Origin of the sequence: Methylobacterium durans, from assembly GCF_003173715.1 — a bacterium.
In the GTDB taxonomy this organism is placed as follows: domain Bacteria; phylum Pseudomonadota; class Alphaproteobacteria; order Rhizobiales; family Beijerinckiaceae; genus Methylobacterium; species Methylobacterium durans.
Genome location: NZ_CP029550.1, coordinates 5,970,933 through 5,985,352, shown reverse-complemented (window position 1 = coordinate 5,985,352; position 14,420 = coordinate 5,970,933). Strand labels below are relative to the sequence as shown.

Sequence of the window (14,420 nt, the reverse complement as noted above, 5' to 3'; positions counted from 1 at the left end):
GACGGCCCCCGGTCGGCAGCGCGCGGAACGGCGGGCGGGAACAGGGCGCCACCCTCGCGCGTGATCCTCGGACATCAGCGAGGACACGATGATCCCAGCCGGCACGCCCGAACCCGACAGCGATCCGAAGCCGATCGGCGACCCGCCCCCCGATCCGCCGGCGCCGCAGCCGCCAGAGCCGATTCCCGGAGAGGACATTCCCGAAGAGGACCTGGAAGAGGTGGAGGAGCAGCCGAGCTGAGCCTCGCCCGGCCCTCCCGCGAACCCTCACGCGAACCGGAGACCGAGACCATGGATCAGGACACCCCGGCCTCCGATCGTGTCGCGCGCACGATCGCCGAGAACGTCTACGCGGCCTACAGCCGGCAGATGACGGGCGCGACCCATCCCCAGACCGAGCAGACGATGCTGGCCCGCCTCGTCGAGGCGATTCGCCCGCGGGTGGATCGCGCGGAGCCCGACGAGGTCATCGAGGCGGCGAATGCCGTTCTCGCCGCCTGGGAGCAACAGGATCCCGGGGTTCGCGGCCCACGCATCGCCTCGGTCGATCTCGCCGGTGGTGCGGTCGGCCTGCGACCCGCCTGACGCGACGGCGGCGCGACCCGCCCGATGCAATCCGCCGGCGGAGAAACGTCTCCGCCCACGCCGGGGAAGCGCGGCCCTCGGCAGGTTCCTGCCACAGGTGCAAAACTGCTTCTAAGCCGAAGCCAACAATTCGATGGACTTCAGTAAGGTCTGCCATACGCTCGGCTCCGCAATATCCGGACATCAGATCGCGTGGAGCAGAAATTATGCATACATCATCCGGAGAGGTCGTGCAGATGCCGCCTGTCGCGGCAAAGATCACCCTCAAATACTGGCCGCGTCCGCTCGGATGCAGGGCAGTCCTGACGACCCAGGCCCGCGCCTTGATTTCCACCAACCTGGCGAGCAGCCTCCCGGACGGCTTCTGCCTCGCCCTCGCACCGGATTTCATCCCCCGCCTCTGCGCCGTGACGTGGCGCGGCGAGCGTGCCCTCGAGGTGGCTCTGTCCGAGTGAGCGAGCGAGGCGCGCCACCCGACCGGCCTCCTCGTGCGTGCGCTTCCCGACCGAACGATCCGATTCGAAACGATCCGGGTGCCGTCGTCGTATCTGCTTTCGGCAGAAATGCCGGTACGACCTGACAACCTTGGCCCGTTCGGTTCACCGAGCGGGCTCTTTCGTGCCGCGGCGGGGGCGGTTGCCTTGCGCGGCGAAGGGCTCGTCCCGTCGCAATGCGCGTCGCGTCAATGCCGGAACAGCGCCGCCAGCTCGAAGCTCAGCGCCGCGAGTCCGAAGATCATGAACAGGACGAGCAGCCCGATCATCACCATCACGGCCGAGATCATCCAGTCGCCGTGGAACATCCTCCAGATCGCCATCGCGTGCTCCCACCGCCCCGGTGTGCATTCGCTCGGCTAAAGGCCGACGCAATTTGTTCCGTGGAGAGGATCACGGATGCGGATCGTGTCCGATGCGCTGGCGCACCCGGGCGGGCGCGATCCCGGTGCCGTTCGACACATCGATCGCCGCGGCTCGCGGGCGCCCGGTCTCACCCGGCGCCCGTGAGCTGCGGCGCAGCGGATGCGCCACCGATCGCGCGGGGGGCGAGCCACCGACGGTCATTTCGGGGGGACGTTCTGAGGGCAGGCCGGAGGGGGCGCGCCGGTGCCTGGAGGCACGGCCGGCCCGCAGGGGATCTCGACGGCCGGCTTCCGGCCCGGATCGTCGGCCGGCATGCCGCGCAAGGTCAGGAGGACGCTGCCGACGAGTGCCAGCCCGAGCGTCGCCACAGCGAGGATGAGGAGCCAGCGGGGCATGGCCTCCAACTAGGCGTCCGCTCGCGAACCGCCATCCCTCGAAGCCGGAAGCGCGCGGCCGGCGGCGACACGCGCCGCGCGCTTCCCCGTCGGAGACGGCACCTCAGTCGCAGATCTTCCGGACCACCATGTCCCCGTCCTCGTTGATGAAGCGCTTGACGTAGCAGGCGCCGACATAGGCCGGCACGAAGCCGACGACGCGCGTGCCCCAACCCCAGTGGCGCCCGAAGCCGCCGTGATGATGATGGCCGAAGCCACCGAACCCGCCGTGATGGCCGAAGCCGCCGCGGCCGCCGCCGAAGCCGCGCGCGGACGCTTCGCCGGCGCCGAGAGCCGCAACACCCACCACGAGAGCGGCGGCCAGAACACGAACCGAACGAGCCATAGGAACCTCCTCCAACCGGGCCGACCAATTCGGCACCCGCGGTCCTTATGCGGGGATGGCCGCGCGGCGACCGTGATCGGGATCACGGAGCGCGAACGGGTTCGGCCGGACGGGAGTCACTGCGCGTGCGGCGCGGGTTTCGACGCGTCCGCCGGCGACGGGCCCCCGCGCCCATTCCCACGCAGCCGAGGCGGGCCTAAGAGCGGGCCCATGTCCGCGACCGCCTCGATCTTCGCCCCCGACGACGTTGCCCATGTCATCCAGGTCGCGCTCGCGCCGGCCTTCCTGCTGACCGCGCTCGCCACGCTTCTCAACGTCTTCTCGACCCGTCTCGGGCGCGTGGCCGACAAGGTCGATGCCGCCGCCGCGAGCTTGTGGAGCGCGGATCCCACCGAGGCCGGGCGGCTCTCGCGCCAGCTCTCCTACCTGCGCCGCCGGTCCTTCGTGCTCGACGTGGCGGTCGTGCTCGCCTCGGCCGGCGGGATCATGACGGGCATCGCGGTCCTGACCCTGTTCGTGGGCGCCCTGCGGGACGCCGCCACGGCCTCGATCCTGTTCGCCTGCTTCGGCCTTGCTCTGGTCTGCACCGTGGCGGCGGTCGCGGCCTTCCTCGTCGAGATCCTGATGGCTGGCCGCGGCATCCGCGACGAGGTCGACCGGCAGAAGGAGCAGGCCGGAGGCTTGAGAGCGGGCTGACCCGGCAATCCGCGAGATCCGAGACCGGCGCCATGACGAGGAGATCGTGGCGCCCCGGCGGAACACGGTCTCGGTGCTCTCGACGGGCCTGGGGCACGACGTCCCCGACGCGCCCCGCGTCCATCCCCTGCCGCTGCCGTGACCCACGACGGCGGCCCGGCTCGCAAGAGGCGCCGAACCGCCTTCCGATGTATCCCGAGGCCGGGATCGCGGGCCTCCGCCTGGAGACCTTCGCCGACACCGTCACCGCGCGAGAGATCCGGGCCGGCCGACCCATCTCAGGTCTGTCGGCGCGGGCGACGGGCCCGCCCAGGCCGGCCGGGCCGCCGGCACGCTCCGGACGCGTGATCGCCGCCCGGGGCGCGGTGGACGTCGATCAGTGCGGCGCGAAGGGGCCGGGGTCGGAACGCTTCGGTACGTCCGTTTCGGGCGATCGGTCGCTCTCCGGAGGCGGCGTCTGGCGGTCGACAGAGCCGCTGGTCTCGTCGCCCTGGCCCGGCCGTGTCCTGTCCCGATCCCCGCGGCCCTCCGTCCTGTCGCGCTCGGCGATCATGGCCTCGGCCGAATCGCGGTCTCGCTCGCGGTCCATCGATCATCTCCCATCCGTCGCTTCACGAACCGATGGCCCGACGGTGCGGTTCCGCCGCCGACCGCCATCCGGAAGGGACGCGTCGATGCCTGTCGATCGCGTCGCCCCTCGGCGAGAGCGCCCGACCGGAGCGGATCATTCGATCAGGAGCAGGCCGCGCGTCCGGTCGCCGTCGAGGGTGTTCATGGCCGCGTAGAGACGCGCCCGCTCGACGAGCCAGGGCCCGAATGCACGGTTCACGTCGAGGACGAAGACGAGGTCCTCGCCCTCCAGGTAGCCGCCGATCGGCGCGTGGTGGCCCGCACCGGCGCCGAAGATCGCGGCACGGTTGAAATTGACGATGTAGCGGCGCCCCGGATCGTTCGCGCGGCGCATATGCGCACGGAACTCCTCGGCGCCGAGGTCGCGAAGCAGGGTGACCGTCCGCTTCGTGCGCGTGCGCGCGACCTCGGCCAGCTGGTCGAGGGTCAATCCGAGCACGCAGTAGCCGGTCCAGCAGCGCCCGGTGCCGGCAAGGACGGCCGCTTCGGTGTCCACCTGCTCTCCGAGCGAGCGGAGCGCATTGGCCACGCTCGCCGGGCCGCAGAGAGAGGCATTCGACTGCCAGACCAGGTCGTGCCGTAGGCGCGCGGCGGCGGGAAGGTGCCACGCGCGCTCGAGCAACGGTTCGGAGCGCGTCACAGCCGTCCGGATTGCCTCCGGGGGCACCCTGGGCGGGAACAGGGCGAATGCCGCGGCGCCCAGCGCACAGGCGGCCGCGCAGGCAGCGGCGACGAGGCGCTTGCGCGTCATGTCGGTGTCCCGGCGCTCGGGGCAGGGGGCTCCGCCGCAGGGTAAGCCCCGCGCCGCGGCGCTGCGGGATGCATCACCCGGCCTCGCGGCCTCCCATGGTCTCGGCCGCTCGCCGGATCCGCTCGCCGATCTCGGCCGTCAGGCGTTCCGCCTGCTCTGCCGTCTCGGCGCATTGCACGTCGACATGGCCGCCCAGAGGAACCGTCGAGACGACGTGGGGCTTTCCGGCTTCGGCCGGCGGCATGACGGTGATCGGAAAGCTCTGGTCGAGCATGACGCCCTCCTGCTCGGCGACGAGCCTACGCCGGTGGAGAAGACCGTACGAGCGAACGCCGCAGGAATGCGGATCGCGCAGGACCGGCGTCCGCTTCCGGACCGGGGGACAGGGCTCAGCCCCGACCGAACGCGCAGCGCCGGTCTCGCCGGGACACCGTTAACGCACGATTAACCATATCCCGGTACGCCCTGAGCGGGAGGATCCCATGTCCATACTGACCGGATTTGCAGCGTTCGTGCTGGTCGCAGCCATCCTGCTCTCCAGGGGCCGACCGGCGGCGTTCCTCGGCTGCCTGTGCCTGCTGGGCCTGGGCTGCGTGATCGCCTTGTCCAGCCTCAAGAGCTTCGTGCGGCTGCCGGCTGCCGGAGCGCACGGAGCCCGCGGCTGAGCGAGCCGGAGGCGCGGTCGAAAGCCTGGAGGCGCGCCCATACCGGGGCCGAAGGGGACGAACCCATGATCGCAACCGCCTTTCTCGTCATGCTGTCCGGCGCCATCGGCGGCATCGGGGTCATCGCGGCGGCGCTGCCCATCCCGGCGCGCCGGTCCTGGTGGCGTCGCATCGCAGGGTGACCGTATGAGCCGGCAACGACGGAGACGGCGCGACTTCGACGTGCTGACCGAGGCCCAGCTCCTCGCCGGGCGGACGGCGCTTCGACGCATCTGCGTCGAGCCTTCCAGGCAGCAGAGCCTCGCCGACCTGATGATCGCGATCGACGACGTCGCCGATGCCGCTACCGGCGAGCGCAGCTTCCTGCACCTCAAACCGGCGCAGCGTCGCGATTGACGGCAGGGCAGGGCTGCCCGTGACGGAGCGGGGCGCGCGATCGACCGCGCGGCCGCCTCTCCACAGAACGGCGCCCGTGTCAGCTTGGTTCGGCACCCGAGACGCTGTAGACTGGCTCCCCGTGGCATCCTTCAGGGGTGTTGCCATGACCATGAACCTCCTGGTCTTCGCCGTCGCACCGCTGCTTCTCGGGCTGACGGCGGCCATCGTCGTCCTCATCGCGGAGCGTCGGAACGAGCGCACGCCGTAAGATCGGCGCGCGGATCGGTGCACCGGCGGCGATCCCTTTCCGCCGCCCCTGTCTGTCGACGGCTGCGCTTCGCGCCCAAGCTCGTGCTCCCCGTCCGCCTTGAACGGAGGAAGTTCGATGAGCGAAGCTTCGGATCGTGCCCTCAAGGACGCCGAAGGGGCGGCGAAGCGCTGGGACGTGTATGTCGACAGCGAGTTCGTCGAGCATGTCTCGTTCGAGGCGATGCACCGGGGCGTGACGGAGCTGATGCTCATCCGCGGCGAGATGCGGGCCCTGCGGATCATGCTGTGCGAATTGCTGTCCGCGAGATCGCGAACGCCGTCCTGACGTCGCGTCAAGGCGCGCGCAGGCGCGGACGGACCGACCCCTCGGAGGGCATCATCGGGCTTCCCCGATCTGCGAGCGCGACGCCTCAGCAGCGCTGCCCGATCTCGGCATCGAGGTGAACCTGCGTCTTGCGCAGGACGGTGCAGGGATCGTGGCCGCTCGCACGCGCGAGGAGCATCAGGTCCATCATCAGATCGACGATATCGCACTCGGCCACGTCGCTGCCGGCAAGGGGGTAGCGCCATCGGCGCTCATCTCCGTGCTCCTGCAGGTAGAGGTCGAGAGCCTTGCGGGCGAGGACGATCCTCGCAGCTTCCGTGGCCATGGGCGTGCTCCTCGGCCGCCCGGGCGTGGTTCGCTCGGCCCGGTTCGGCCCCGCGCAGGATGCGCTTGAGCCAACGGTCGAGCATGGTCTGCGGTTCGAGGCTCCGGCGGGGCCCCGCAATCAGCCGCAGCCGGTCCCGGACCGGCGGCAGCGATCCGGATCAGATCCGCCGCTCGCTGAGCAGGATGCCGTCGCGATCGAAGGCGCCTTCCCAGGCCGCGGCGACGGCCCGGATCGTGACGCGCGATCGACCCTCGTCGTCGTCGCGGCCAGGATCGACGCGGCTGGAGATCAGCCCGAGGGACATCTGGCGCTTGAGGTAGCTCACGGAGACGCCCAGCCGGGCGGCAAGGTCGCGCGGATCGACCAGCCAGGAGCCGTGAGGGTCGAGATTGAACCGCATGCAACCTCCTGCCGGCGCATCAGCAGAGATGGTCTCGTGGACCGGATGGGGCGGATCCCGACATGCCGGGCCGCCTGCGAGGCGATGAGATCAGGCGGCCAGCCTGGCCTCCGGAGCAGCGGATGCGGGATTCCCGCTCGGCTGCTCCGCCACCTGTCGGATCATCGTCGCGAGACGGCGGACGAGGTCGTCGGAATGGGCCAACTCGCCCCACGCCAGGGTGGCGTTCCGCAGGCAGACCGCACCCTCGTCGAAGGCGGTCAACCCGAGCGTCGTGAACCGCAACGCGATGATGCTCCCGGTTCGCTCGCGCTCCTCCTGAGCGTATATCTGCGCAGCCTGAAGTACTTGCGCGAGAGCTTCCTGCGTGAGGCCCGACATATCAAGATCCGCATCGCCTTGAAACCTATCAGCCATCCTAGCTCGACGCTGGACCTAGAAGCTGTACCGCTTGGAACACACACGCGTTCCATGCGACCACCGTGTCGCTCCGGCCACAGATCTCGAACGGGCCGATCGAAGCGTGAGGCGCGTCGGCACGTCGGCGTGTCCCGCGACGGGCAGGGGCTCGCATTTGCGGCTTCGCGGCGACGAGGATGACGATCTCGCGCGAAGAGCCCCGGCGCGATGCCGGGGCTCCGGGTCGAAGGCCGCCCTAGCGGGCCAAGGTCGCCGTAGCCTCGACGACGACGCGGGGCGCCTCGATCGCACGCGCGGTCAAGGACGGCGTCGTCGTCAACTCCGATGCCGGACGCACGGCGGCCGTGGCGCGGGCCTGATCGCGGTAGAGCGTCGGGGTGACGTGGATGCGGTCATCCGCCATCGCGGTGCCGGCCAGGACGGCGGATGCCAGCGTGGCGAGAACGAGAGTACGAACGGTCATGATACGGATCCCTCTGATGCTTCAGGGCCTCTGCCCTGTTTCGTGAGAGGGATGTGTTTCGCGCTGCACCATCATTCAAACAGATGCGCTCGATACCGACTATCGATATCGTCAATTTAGATTTCCCGCGAGCCCCCCCGCTGGCGATCGGCTCGTCCCGAAGCGCATCCCTCCAGAAGCCATCCCGGCCGCGGCCGTCGCTCAGTTGCCCTCCCTGACGCTCCGCGAGGCGTCGGGCGGCCGACATGGCCAAGCCCTGTCCGCCCTCTGTCCTGATCCTGCGACGTGGGCGCGAAGGGCGAGCCAAATCGGCGCCCTCAGGCGCACGACGACGCTGTGGCTGGAGAGCGCGCGAGCGCAGCCCACCCTCACCATGACCCGACCCGAACTCGTCCTTGAGTGTTCCAGGGTTCAGCGCCTAGGTGAGCGGACCTCAGCTTCGAATCTGGGCCTCGTCCGGCCGGCCAAGAGATCGCCTCGCTCGACAGGTTGTCGGCGCGATCCGCGCTCGGCTCGGCCGCGATCGCGCTGGACTCCGCCCGAGGGACCGAGGCCCGACCAGCCGGAGCGGGCTTTTCCTTGCCCGCAATCGAGCCTGAGGCAACGGATTCGCCCGGCTTTGTGTTGACCCGGCGACGCCCGTGAGATCGGGCAAGGAGGGAAGATGAGAAAGCTTGCTATCCTGACGACGCTCGCGCTGTTCACCGCCGGCCCGGTTCTCGCGCAGGGCCGGCCGGCCGAGAGTTCCTCGGCGGCCTCCGGCAACGCCGAGGAGAACAACAAGCCGCGCTCCAACACGTCCGGCGGCGGCGGCGGGAGCGGCGGCGGCCAGTAGGATCGGCCTGGAACAGTCCCGAAGGACGAACCCGCCCGGCTCGGCCGGGCGGGTTCTTCTCTGAGATCGGCTGCATGGCGGGACGTCAGCTCGGCTGCTTCTCGGCCTCCGATCCGGGGCCCCGCTCAGCCGGGATGCTCTGCGTGCCCGGGGTCGGATCGCTTCGCGGCTGATCGGGATCCGCCGACGGATCGATATCCGGCCCGGGCGGGCTTCCCTTTCCCGGATGGCCCTGCACGTCGTCGATGCTGCCGAGACCCCCGCCCTCGGATGGTGTCCCGGAGCCGGACGGATCCGGCCTGTCTGACTGGCTCATTGTTCCTCCGACAGATCATGGTCTGCAGGAAATCAAGAACCGATCGGTCGGCGCGTTCCCTCCCTCCGGGCCGCCCGCAATGTCGCAGACGGGGTGTCTGCTCAACCGCGCCCGTCCCGGTTGCGGAGGGTGCCGTGGTCGCGCGGGCTTGCCGGATGAGGCGGGCGGGCGCCGACGCTCACCGACTGGAGGCCATGGCCGCCGGCGGCTTGAAGTTGCCCTTCCATTCGGTGACCTGATCCGTCTGCGACGAGAAGGCCGTCGTGAACGATCCGCTGCCCTTCAGGCCCGCGAAGGCGCCGGTCGCCTTCGCGACCTTGAACTTCCCGACGGCCGTCATGCGCCCCTGAGCATCCGTCATGACCTTGCCGGTGTAGGGGCTCGACGTGGTTCCGTCCGGCGTGGTGAACGTGATGGTTCCCTTGAGCGGGCCCTGTCCTCGGATCAGGGTCGCGGTTTCGGTGATGGTGACCTTCGCATTGTCGAGAGGTTGCCCGGGGCTCTTGTTCATCCCCGATCCGCTCGCGTCGATCTTGATGTGATCCGGCGCGATCGGCTGCGGGCTCTGCTTGTCGTAGTGCATCGTGAATGTGCCGTTCATCGGCATCGCGAGAACGCCCGATGCACCGGCAAGAAACATCGCAGCGGCGGTAGACATCACAATCCTGCCCGACATTGAACGATCTCCCGAATTGTATGATTTTACCTCGAGCCACGCGTGCGGCCGCGCGAAGATTGCATTGGGCGAAACGAAAGAAATAGAGCCTGAACCGCACGAAGTCTTGCCAAGCTTAGCGTGTCGTGCCTCCGCCGCGTCGGCAGCTCCTGAAGAGAACAGAGGTTCGCAGACGCGCGGGAAAGTGTGATGACGCGTAAGAGACCGACGCTCACGCCACCGCCCGAGGCTCGGCGGTGACGGTGTCGAAGCGTCGGGTGCGCAACCCGAAGCGCCCGAGCACGTTCAGACCGGATGCGGTTCTCTTCTCTCGCACAGGATCATCGGCATCGCGCGGAGCATTGGCGGCGCGTGGCGCAGAGCTGGGCCATCGCCGGCAACGAGGAGGCGTCGGCGCGGTGCCAGCGGAAGGCCGAGATGTGGCGGCGGGCGGCGATGCGCGAGGACGCCGCCGAGCCGTCGGCGGCTCACGCAACAGGCTCGAGCTGACGTGAGAAGGGCCGGCATGGCCGGCCCTCCTTCAGATGGTTCCTGAACCGGAACGCTCAGCGGGCGCCGGCTGCCGTGCCGCCCGTCGTGCCGCCCGTGCTCATGTTGCCGCCGCCGCTGTGACCGCTGGTCGAGCCCGCCGTGCCGGTCGTGGCCGGTGCGCCACCCACGGCCGTTCCCCCGGTGGCGGACCCGGTCGAGCGCTCCATCGCCTTCTCGCTGTTGCTCTTCACGCTGCCGGGGCTGTTCATGTTGCCTTCGGCGCTGCCGCCCCCGGCCGCCGTCTGAGCCCAGGCCGCGCCGGTGAGCGAGAGAGCGAGGCCCGTTGCAAGAGCGATCGTCTTCGTGGACATGATGCGTTTCCTTCCATGAATCGAACTCAGATTCAGAACGCCTGATCCGTGACGATGTTCATCAGACCGGCAGTGAATTCCGAAATATTCTCGTCTTGCGCCTTCCATATGCTCGTGCCGCCCCAGCTTTTCTCACGTCTGCCCGGTCGTAATCCTTTTGCCATCGCGGCCACGACATACCGTCCGGGAACGTCCATCGGAATGCCGGCTTGATCGACTGTATGTCGCCGTCGTTCGAGGTCGAGGCTATGTCTCTGATCGGCAATTGGGAGGCGAGAGGATTGTCGCGCCTCACCCGCATGACGCTGATCGCGCTCGAATTTACAGGCTTGGTACTTCTCGAGTTCTGGCTGCGGCACCGCATTCGGAAAGCTCCCGCGATCCGGATGCCGTCCCTGAGACGAAGCGCAGGCCTGCCGCCCGTGTTCCGGCCACACCGATCGGCCGCAGCGCGCGGACGGGTCGTTCGATCCGGCGGCCGGTGAGCGCTCCGCCAGCCATCGCTCGATGACCCGCGACGCAGCAATCAACCCGGCGCCGTCTCGCTTCCGCCGCCGCCCGGGTGTTCCGGCAGCGGCTGCGCGGCGTCCGGCATCGATGCCTCGGCGCGCTCGCCGTCCGGCATCTGCCAGCCGCGCTTCCAGGCGGCGTGGTCGTCCGAGCCCTCCGGGTAGGGATTGGCCTCGATGGGATCGCCCCGATCGAAGGCATGTCGCCCTTCCACGCTGACGGCGGCAGGTGAGCGATCCGGAAAGGACATCGTCGCCTCTCTCCGCGCCTAGCGTGCGTCGCGGTCGTCCGGCGCCGGCTTGTCAGGCTGGGCATCCACCTCGGAGGGTTTGGGCGATTGTCCGGGCTCGGCAGGCTGCGGCTTGACGGACCCTGTTCCGGGCTGCGCGTCGACTTCGGAGAGCTTCTGCTTGTCGTCGGCCATCGCTTCCTCTGCGCGTTCGGGCGAGCCGCCGAGGCGACTCCCGAGAGAGGAACGGAATATGGCCGCCCCGGATCCTCAAGAGCGGTGACAGCGCGGTCCCTCTGTGGCCTTCAGGCGAAACGCGCCGACAGCCGCGCGCCCTGCGGGCAGGCCGCGTCAGGACGAGATCCGCCCCGAGATGTCACGCGGGTCCGGTTCCAGCGCGCCCGCGGCTCGCGTCGCGACGAGGTCGCGGACGGCGCCGAGCAGCGTCTCCGCCTCGAACGGCTTTCGCAGGAAGCGCGCGCCCTGCGGCATCGCCTCCGGCTCCGGCACAACGACGCCGGACACGATCAGCAGCGCGATCTCGGGCCAGCGTGCGGCGACCGCCTTGGCCAGGGTCAGGCCGGTCAGCGGCTCACCCACGAGATCGATGTCGGTCACCATGATGCGGATGTCCGGATCGGCATCGAGAGCGGCGGTCGCGCCGTCGACCGTCGAAGCCTCGGCCACGCGCAGCCCCGCATCCCGCAAGGCGCTCGCGGCAGCCATCCTCTGCACGGGAACGTCCTCGACGATGAGGACGCCGAACGCGGTCGGCACGGAGGCGTCGGCCATGGGTCTGCCTTTCCGGGACGGTGACCCCATCAACGCGGACGGGCCGGGTTCGGCCTCATGCGGGATGGGCACCGGCTCGGTCGGCCCGAGCCTCTACCGAGCCGGCAGCGGCATGTCGGCAGGCCGCTCACCGGGGACGACGTCGCGCTTCAGCGGCTCGGGGATGCCGGCGTCGATGTCCGGCGGCGGCTCGGCCGGATCCGGCGGGGCGGCAGGCGCCTCGGTGTCGGGCGTCGCGGGTTCCGCCTGCGGGGCGGGCTTGTCGTGGCCGGGATCGATCGCGTCGAGATGGGCCATGAGGGGGCTCCAAGGGCTGGCTGGGTCGCGTTCAACGTCTCACGAGGCGGAGACGTTGACGGAACGCGGGCGCTGGCACCGCGGACCGGACAAATCCGTGGGTTGCGGCCGGCTGGGAGCGCCGTCATGCTCGTCGGGCATCCCCTCGCTCTGGCTGCTGTCCATGTCCGATCCGAAGAAGCTGGTCCGTGTGCAGGTCACGGACGTTCCCGACGGCTATGAACTCACGATCGAGGCCGATGACGGCCACGTGTTCAGGGTGATCGCGACGGCGCGTCAGGTCGAGGCCCTGGCTCGACAATTCACGACGGTGGCCGAGGATGAGGAGCAGGCCGGCGGCTGACCCCGCGATCGCGTCCGAGCCCGTTCCTCACGGTTCGTGGGGCTCGTCACGTCGGCGCCAGCGCGGTTGATGCTTCGGCCCGCTCCGCTCGGCGAGCCCGCGCTGCTCCAAGTCCCTGCAGACGAGGGCGACGATCTGGGCACGCCGGATCGTCGGTATTCCCGCCCGCAACGCGATCGTGCCGGGCGATGCGAAATCCTGGGTCAGAGCACCGAGGATCTTGCGTGTCAGCACCGGCAGCGGGCTGTCATGGGGCACGGTCGCTTCGCTCCATGCCGAGCAAGCGGGCCGTGGCCAGGATATGGAGCCGATCGGTCTCTTCGCCCTCGAAGAAATACGATCTCCGCCCCCCGTTGTTCACGATTTCCACGCGGAAACCACGCGCAATGAGGTAGCGAAGTGCTTCATCCAGCAAGGAATCGTCTTCGTTCCGATCATCCTCCATCGGGAGAGAACCGTCCGGCAGCCGCCTCGGGTTCCGCCGCGGCCTCACATTCCGCCGTGCCCCCTCATCGCGCGGGACGCGGGGAATGGCGGCGCGGACAGGCCGGAGAGGCTCCGTTCCGCCCGTCCGCCCGTGCGCCGGTCGCGTGCGCGATGCCCGCACCGCCGCGGGCGGGCGGGGACGGCCCCGAGCGGTCGGCCACGGAGAATCGTGTCAAACGACTCTCATGAGGGAAGGCGCGACCCTCATCGTCCATCGATGATGGACCGGGACTCGTCGCCTCGACGATCTCCTGCAGCCCCTCGTGGCTGATCGAGAGCGGCACCGCGACGGTGCGCCCGATGCTCGGCTCCCTGCCATCCACCACGATGCGCAACCGGGCGCCTCCGCTCACGCGGCGCATGCGGTCACGTGGCCTCGATCGCGTCACGCGCGCTCTTCGGCCAAGCTCGCGCGATCAGTTCTCCTGCGCCCAAATCGTCAATCACCGGCAATCCAGAGCCATCGTCGGGCGCCGCCCTGGTCCGAAAACAGACGCTTGATCTCAATTCATCTCGATTCCGGAACCACGCAAGCATGCATGCTTTATTCGGCTCAATTGATGAGCAACTAAGGTTTGGACATCATGTCGGTCATCCAACGAGCAGACCGACCCCATCCCCGCCTCTGGATGAGTTTAGTCGCGAGCATCTGCGTAGTTTATGCTGGGATATCCATCGCCCAAGCAGGGGAGATCTCGACGTCGTCCCAGGATGACCGCTTCGATCCTCCGGCACGGACTGCACCGCTCTTCACCTATCCGCAGATCAGCGCGCAGCTTCCGCCGCCGTCCCTGCAGGCGGACGACGCCGTGCAGACGACGGGCTCCATGCCGGCTTCGGGGCGGATCGCGGCGGAGACGATGCCGGGCCGTCAGCATCCGGCCCGCAGGGAGGGCGCCCCGTTGGGAAGCGGGCGTGCCACCTGGTATCAGCACCCCGGACGAACCGCGAGCGGCGAGCGGTACAACCCGGACGGATTCACGGCCGCCCACGCGACGCTGCCGTTCGGGTCACGCGTTCGGGTCGTCAACCGGACGAACAATCGTTCCGTGGTGGTGCGCATCACCGACCGCACGAACGAGCGGACGAAAGCCAAACGGAACTACGTCATCGACCTGTCGCGCGGCAGCGCGCGGGCGCTCGGCATCGAGGGCATCGGCAGGGTGGCCCTCTATCGGGCCGATTAGCGAGGCGGGCGCGCACGGGCGAGACGCCGACGCGGATGGGCGGCCCGGACCGGCCGCCCGGAACCGCATCCTCACGGCACCGTTCGCTTCCCGAGGCGCTGCGACCGGCAGCGCGCAGTTCAGGAGGAAGCGATGGCCGTCGACAAGGACCAGGAGGTCGATCCGGACCGCACCGAGGGCGCCGCGAAGAACCTCGGCGGCAAGGTCAAGGAAGGCGCCGGCAGGCTGGTCGGCGACGAGAAGCTCAAGAACGAGGGCAAGCTCGATCAGGTGAAGGGCAAAGTGCAGAATGCGGTGGGCGGCATCAAGGATGCCCTCAAGGGCAAGTAGGAGACCCCCTGCGCAACCCTCTCGCG

Annotated in this window: 31 protein-coding genes; 11 read left to right on the top strand and 20 right to left on the bottom strand. The window is 69.3% G+C overall.

Annotated elements, in window-relative coordinates:
* The first annotated feature begins 88 nt into the window (after positions 1-88).
* The 3 genes from DK389_RS33060 to DK389_RS27955 all read left to right on the top strand — a co-directional run bounded on the left by DK389_RS33060 (position 89) and on the right by DK389_RS27955 (position 1,040).
* Entirely contained in the window at positions 89-241 is a 153-nt protein-coding gene (locus DK389_RS33060; protein ID WP_162560909.1) for a hypothetical protein, read from the top strand.
* A 50-nt stretch (positions 242-291) separates the two neighbouring features.
* Positions 292-585, top strand: a complete 294-nt coding sequence (locus DK389_RS27960) for a hypothetical protein (RefSeq protein ID WP_109894640.1) — start codon at positions 292-294, stop codon at positions 583-585.
* 230 nt (positions 586-815) lie between these two features.
* Positions 816-1,040, top strand: coding sequence for a hypothetical protein (locus DK389_RS27955; protein WP_162560908.1), 225 nt, complete (start codon positions 816-818; stop codon positions 1,038-1,040).
* A gap of 227 nt (positions 1,041-1,267) precedes the next feature.
* Here the strand turns inward: DK389_RS27955 and DK389_RS35055 are convergent, their stop codons facing one another.
* The 3 genes from DK389_RS35055 to DK389_RS27945 form a co-directional block, all read right to left on the bottom strand.
* Positions 1,268-1,402, bottom strand: coding sequence for a hypothetical protein (locus DK389_RS35055; RefSeq protein ID WP_257791918.1), 135 nt, complete (start codon positions 1,400-1,402; stop codon positions 1,268-1,270).
* A 240-nt stretch (positions 1,403-1,642) separates the two neighbouring features.
* Positions 1,643-1,840 carry a molecular chaperone-like protein gene (locus DK389_RS27950; protein WP_109894636.1) on the bottom strand — a complete coding sequence of 66 codons (198 nt, stop codon included), beginning with the start codon at positions 1,838-1,840 and terminating at the stop codon, positions 1,643-1,645.
* Between the two features lie 103 nt (positions 1,841-1,943).
* Positions 1,944-2,225, bottom strand: a complete 282-nt coding sequence (locus DK389_RS27945; protein WP_109894634.1) for a sulfur globule protein precursor — start codon at positions 2,223-2,225, stop codon at positions 1,944-1,946.
* 210 nt (positions 2,226-2,435) lie between these two features.
* On the opposite strand from DK389_RS27945, the gene DK389_RS27940 reads away from it, so the two are divergent.
* Positions 2,436-2,921 (top strand): DUF2721 domain-containing protein, encoded by a 486-nt coding sequence (locus DK389_RS27940; protein WP_109894632.1) that lies wholly within the window; start codon positions 2,436-2,438, stop codon positions 2,919-2,921.
* Positions 2,922-3,297: 376 nt separating this feature from the next.
* Here the strand turns inward: DK389_RS27940 and DK389_RS27935 are convergent, their stop codons facing one another.
* The 3 genes from DK389_RS27935 to DK389_RS27925 form a co-directional block, all read right to left on the bottom strand.
* On the bottom strand, positions 3,298-3,510 hold the full coding sequence (locus tag DK389_RS27935) for a hypothetical protein (RefSeq protein WP_109894630.1): 213 nt from the start codon (positions 3,508-3,510) through the stop codon (positions 3,298-3,300).
* 135 nt (positions 3,511-3,645) lie between these two features.
* Positions 3,646-4,302 carry a phytochelatin synthase family protein gene (locus DK389_RS27930; RefSeq protein WP_109894628.1) on the bottom strand — a complete coding sequence of 219 codons (657 nt, stop codon included), beginning with the start codon at positions 4,300-4,302 and terminating at the stop codon, positions 3,646-3,648.
* Positions 4,303-4,375: 73 nt separating this feature from the next.
* Positions 4,376-4,576 carry a hypothetical protein gene (locus DK389_RS27925; protein WP_109894626.1) on the bottom strand — a complete coding sequence of 67 codons (201 nt, stop codon included), beginning with the start codon at positions 4,574-4,576 and terminating at the stop codon, positions 4,376-4,378.
* A 208-nt stretch (positions 4,577-4,784) separates the two neighbouring features.
* On the opposite strand from DK389_RS27925, the gene DK389_RS27920 reads away from it, so the two are divergent.
* The 3 genes from DK389_RS27920 to DK389_RS27910 all read left to right on the top strand — a co-directional run bounded on the left by DK389_RS27920 (position 4,785) and on the right by DK389_RS27910 (position 5,940).
* The gene (locus tag DK389_RS27920) at positions 4,785-4,967 is read left to right on the top strand and encodes a hypothetical protein (RefSeq protein ID WP_109894624.1); all 183 of its coding nucleotides are present in this window, start codon (positions 4,785-4,787) and stop codon (positions 4,965-4,967) included.
* 186 nt (positions 4,968-5,153) lie between these two features.
* Complete coding sequence (locus tag DK389_RS27915) at positions 5,154-5,363, top strand: hypothetical protein (RefSeq protein WP_109894622.1); 210 nt, start codon at positions 5,154-5,156, stop codon at positions 5,361-5,363.
* A 367-nt stretch (positions 5,364-5,730) separates the two neighbouring features.
* Positions 5,731-5,940 carry a hypothetical protein gene (locus tag DK389_RS27910; RefSeq protein WP_109894620.1) on the top strand — a complete coding sequence of 70 codons (210 nt, stop codon included), beginning with the start codon at positions 5,731-5,733 and terminating at the stop codon, positions 5,938-5,940.
* A gap of 85 nt (positions 5,941-6,025) precedes the next feature.
* Here the strand turns inward: DK389_RS27910 and DK389_RS27905 are convergent, their stop codons facing one another.
* The 4 genes from DK389_RS27905 to DK389_RS27890 all read right to left on the bottom strand — a co-directional run bounded on the left by DK389_RS27905 (position 6,026) and on the right by DK389_RS27890 (position 7,551).
* Positions 6,026-6,265, bottom strand: coding sequence for a hypothetical protein (locus tag DK389_RS27905; protein WP_109894618.1), 240 nt, complete (start codon positions 6,263-6,265; stop codon positions 6,026-6,028).
* A gap of 160 nt (positions 6,266-6,425) precedes the next feature.
* Complete coding sequence (locus DK389_RS27900) at positions 6,426-6,668, bottom strand: DUF6522 family protein (protein ID WP_109894616.1); 243 nt, start codon at positions 6,666-6,668, stop codon at positions 6,426-6,428.
* Positions 6,669-6,758: 90 nt separating this feature from the next.
* Positions 6,759-7,049 (bottom strand): hypothetical protein, encoded by a 291-nt coding sequence (locus tag DK389_RS27895; protein WP_109894614.1) that lies wholly within the window; start codon positions 7,047-7,049, stop codon positions 6,759-6,761.
* Between the two features lie 274 nt (positions 7,050-7,323).
* Positions 7,324-7,551, bottom strand: a complete 228-nt coding sequence (locus DK389_RS27890; protein WP_109894612.1) for a hypothetical protein — start codon at positions 7,549-7,551, stop codon at positions 7,324-7,326.
* A gap of 664 nt (positions 7,552-8,215) precedes the next feature.
* Here DK389_RS27890 and DK389_RS33565 point away from each other — a divergent pair.
* Positions 8,216-8,386, top strand: a complete 171-nt coding sequence (locus DK389_RS33565; RefSeq protein ID WP_194075126.1) for a hypothetical protein — start codon at positions 8,216-8,218, stop codon at positions 8,384-8,386.
* A gap of 494 nt (positions 8,387-8,880) precedes the next feature.
* Here the strand turns inward: DK389_RS33565 and DK389_RS27880 are convergent, their stop codons facing one another.
* The 7 genes from DK389_RS27880 to DK389_RS27855 all read right to left on the bottom strand — a co-directional run bounded on the left by DK389_RS27880 (position 8,881) and on the right by DK389_RS27855 (position 12,048).
* On the bottom strand, positions 8,881-9,360 hold the full coding sequence (locus DK389_RS27880) for a hypothetical protein (protein ID WP_109894608.1): 480 nt from the start codon (positions 9,358-9,360) through the stop codon (positions 8,881-8,883).
* A 563-nt stretch (positions 9,361-9,923) separates the two neighbouring features.
* Complete coding sequence (locus DK389_RS27870; protein ID WP_109894604.1) at positions 9,924-10,220, bottom strand: hypothetical protein; 297 nt, start codon at positions 10,218-10,220, stop codon at positions 9,924-9,926.
* Positions 10,221-10,252: 32 nt separating this feature from the next.
* Entirely contained in the window at positions 10,253-10,750 is a 498-nt protein-coding gene (locus tag DK389_RS33055) for a hypothetical protein (protein WP_162560907.1), read from the bottom strand.
* On the bottom strand, positions 10,747-10,980 hold the full coding sequence (locus DK389_RS27865; RefSeq protein ID WP_109894602.1) for a ribosome modulation factor: 234 nt from the start codon (positions 10,978-10,980) through the stop codon (positions 10,747-10,749). Before DK389_RS27865 ends, DK389_RS33055 begins: the two co-directional genes overlap by 4 nt.
* A gap of 18 nt (positions 10,981-10,998) precedes the next feature.
* Positions 10,999-11,154, bottom strand: a complete 156-nt coding sequence (locus tag DK389_RS33050; protein ID WP_162560906.1) for a hypothetical protein — start codon at positions 11,152-11,154, stop codon at positions 10,999-11,001.
* Positions 11,155-11,310: 156 nt separating this feature from the next.
* Complete coding sequence (locus DK389_RS27860; protein ID WP_109894600.1) at positions 11,311-11,751, bottom strand: response regulator; 441 nt, start codon at positions 11,749-11,751, stop codon at positions 11,311-11,313.
* A 93-nt stretch (positions 11,752-11,844) separates the two neighbouring features.
* Positions 11,845-12,048 (bottom strand): hypothetical protein, encoded by a 204-nt coding sequence (locus DK389_RS27855; RefSeq protein ID WP_162560905.1) that lies wholly within the window; start codon positions 12,046-12,048, stop codon positions 11,845-11,847.
* Between the two features lie 55 nt (positions 12,049-12,103).
* Between DK389_RS27855 and DK389_RS34685 the strand changes: the two genes are divergently transcribed.
* Complete coding sequence (locus DK389_RS34685) at positions 12,104-12,391, top strand: hypothetical protein (RefSeq protein WP_236960407.1); 288 nt, start codon at positions 12,104-12,106, stop codon at positions 12,389-12,391.
* A gap of 27 nt (positions 12,392-12,418) precedes the next feature.
* Here the strand turns inward: DK389_RS34685 and DK389_RS27845 are convergent, their stop codons facing one another.
* The 3 genes from DK389_RS27845 to DK389_RS33045 form a co-directional block, all read right to left on the bottom strand.
* Positions 12,419-12,649 carry a hypothetical protein gene (locus DK389_RS27845; protein WP_109894596.1) on the bottom strand — a complete coding sequence of 77 codons (231 nt, stop codon included), beginning with the start codon at positions 12,647-12,649 and terminating at the stop codon, positions 12,419-12,421.
* Positions 12,639-12,836, bottom strand: a complete 198-nt coding sequence (locus DK389_RS27840) for a hypothetical protein (protein WP_109894594.1) — start codon at positions 12,834-12,836, stop codon at positions 12,639-12,641. Before DK389_RS27840 ends, DK389_RS27845 begins: the two co-directional genes overlap by 11 nt.
* A gap of 64 nt (positions 12,837-12,900) precedes the next feature.
* On the bottom strand, positions 12,901-13,239 hold the full coding sequence (locus tag DK389_RS33045; protein ID WP_162560904.1) for a hypothetical protein: 339 nt from the start codon (positions 13,237-13,239) through the stop codon (positions 12,901-12,903).
* A 222-nt stretch (positions 13,240-13,461) separates the two neighbouring features.
* Between DK389_RS33045 and DK389_RS35805 the strand changes: the two genes are divergently transcribed.
* Positions 13,462-14,064 carry a septal ring lytic transglycosylase RlpA family protein gene (locus DK389_RS35805; protein ID WP_418292080.1) on the top strand — a complete coding sequence of 201 codons (603 nt, stop codon included), beginning with the start codon at positions 13,462-13,464 and terminating at the stop codon, positions 14,062-14,064.
* Positions 14,065-14,196: 132 nt separating this feature from the next.
* On the top strand, positions 14,197-14,394 hold the full coding sequence (locus tag DK389_RS27830) for a CsbD family protein (RefSeq protein ID WP_109894592.1): 198 nt from the start codon (positions 14,197-14,199) through the stop codon (positions 14,392-14,394).
* The last annotated feature ends 26 nt before the right edge of the window (positions 14,395-14,420 follow it).

Excerpts from the sequence above, each read along its gene's own strand:
- DK389_RS33060 (WP_162560909.1), top strand. The coding sequence starts at position 89 with ATGATCCCAGCCGGCACGCCCGAACCCGACAGCGATCCGAAGCCGATC.
- DK389_RS27960 (WP_109894640.1), top strand. The coding sequence starts at position 292 with ATGGATCAGGACACCCCGGCCTCCGATCGTGTCGCGCGCACGATCGCC.
- DK389_RS35055 (WP_257791918.1), bottom strand. The coding sequence starts at position 1,402 with ATGGCGATCTGGAGGATGTTCCACGGCGACTGGATGATCTCGGCCGTG.
- DK389_RS27950 (WP_109894636.1), bottom strand. The coding sequence starts at position 1,840 with ATGCCCCGCTGGCTCCTCATCCTCGCTGTGGCGACGCTCGGGCTGGCA.
- DK389_RS27945 (WP_109894634.1), bottom strand. The coding sequence starts at position 2,225 with ATGGCTCGTTCGGTTCGTGTTCTGGCCGCCGCTCTCGTGGTGGGTGTT.
- DK389_RS27940 (WP_109894632.1), top strand. The coding sequence starts at position 2,436 with ATGTCCGCGACCGCCTCGATCTTCGCCCCCGACGACGTTGCCCATGTC.
- DK389_RS27935 (WP_109894630.1), bottom strand. The coding sequence starts at position 3,510 with ATGGACCGCGAGCGAGACCGCGATTCGGCCGAGGCCATGATCGCCGAG.
- DK389_RS27930 (WP_109894628.1), bottom strand. The coding sequence starts at position 4,302 with ATGACGCGCAAGCGCCTCGTCGCCGCTGCCTGCGCGGCCGCCTGTGCG.
- DK389_RS27925 (WP_109894626.1), bottom strand. The coding sequence starts at position 4,576 with ATGCTCGACCAGAGCTTTCCGATCACCGTCATGCCGCCGGCCGAAGCC.
- DK389_RS27920 (WP_109894624.1), top strand. The coding sequence starts at position 4,785 with ATGTCCATACTGACCGGATTTGCAGCGTTCGTGCTGGTCGCAGCCATC.
- DK389_RS27915 (WP_109894622.1), top strand. The coding sequence starts at position 5,154 with ATGAGCCGGCAACGACGGAGACGGCGCGACTTCGACGTGCTGACCGAG.
- DK389_RS27910 (WP_109894620.1), top strand. The coding sequence starts at position 5,731 with ATGAGCGAAGCTTCGGATCGTGCCCTCAAGGACGCCGAAGGGGCGGCG.
- DK389_RS27905 (WP_109894618.1), bottom strand. The coding sequence starts at position 6,265 with ATGGCCACGGAAGCTGCGAGGATCGTCCTCGCCCGCAAGGCTCTCGAC.
- DK389_RS27900 (WP_109894616.1), bottom strand. The coding sequence starts at position 6,668 with ATGCGGTTCAATCTCGACCCTCACGGCTCCTGGCTGGTCGATCCGCGC.
- DK389_RS27895 (WP_109894614.1), bottom strand. The coding sequence starts at position 7,049 with ATGTCGGGCCTCACGCAGGAAGCTCTCGCGCAAGTACTTCAGGCTGCG.
- DK389_RS27890 (WP_109894612.1), bottom strand. The coding sequence starts at position 7,551 with ATGACCGTTCGTACTCTCGTTCTCGCCACGCTGGCATCCGCCGTCCTG.
- DK389_RS33565 (WP_194075126.1), top strand. The coding sequence starts at position 8,216 with ATGAGAAAGCTTGCTATCCTGACGACGCTCGCGCTGTTCACCGCCGGC.
- DK389_RS27880 (WP_109894608.1), bottom strand. The coding sequence starts at position 9,360 with ATGTCTACCGCCGCTGCGATGTTTCTTGCCGGTGCATCGGGCGTTCTC.
- DK389_RS27870 (WP_109894604.1), bottom strand. The coding sequence starts at position 10,220 with ATGTCCACGAAGACGATCGCTCTTGCAACGGGCCTCGCTCTCTCGCTC.
- DK389_RS27865 (WP_109894602.1), bottom strand. The coding sequence starts at position 10,980 with ATGTCCTTTCCGGATCGCTCACCTGCCGCCGTCAGCGTGGAAGGGCGA.
- DK389_RS33050 (WP_162560906.1), bottom strand. The coding sequence starts at position 11,154 with ATGGCCGACGACAAGCAGAAGCTCTCCGAAGTCGACGCGCAGCCCGGA.
- DK389_RS27860 (WP_109894600.1), bottom strand. The coding sequence starts at position 11,751 with ATGGCCGACGCCTCCGTGCCGACCGCGTTCGGCGTCCTCATCGTCGAG.
- DK389_RS27855 (WP_162560905.1), bottom strand. The coding sequence starts at position 12,048 with ATGGCCCATCTCGACGCGATCGATCCCGGCCACGACAAGCCCGCCCCG.
- DK389_RS27840 (WP_109894594.1), bottom strand. The coding sequence starts at position 12,836 with ATGGAGGATGATCGGAACGAAGACGATTCCTTGCTGGATGAAGCACTT.
- DK389_RS33045 (WP_162560904.1), bottom strand. The coding sequence starts at position 13,239 with ATGCGCCGCGTGAGCGGAGGCGCCCGGTTGCGCATCGTGGTGGATGGC.
- DK389_RS35805 (WP_418292080.1), top strand. The coding sequence starts at position 13,462 with ATGTCGGTCATCCAACGAGCAGACCGACCCCATCCCCGCCTCTGGATG.
- DK389_RS27830 (WP_109894592.1), top strand. The coding sequence starts at position 14,197 with ATGGCCGTCGACAAGGACCAGGAGGTCGATCCGGACCGCACCGAGGGC.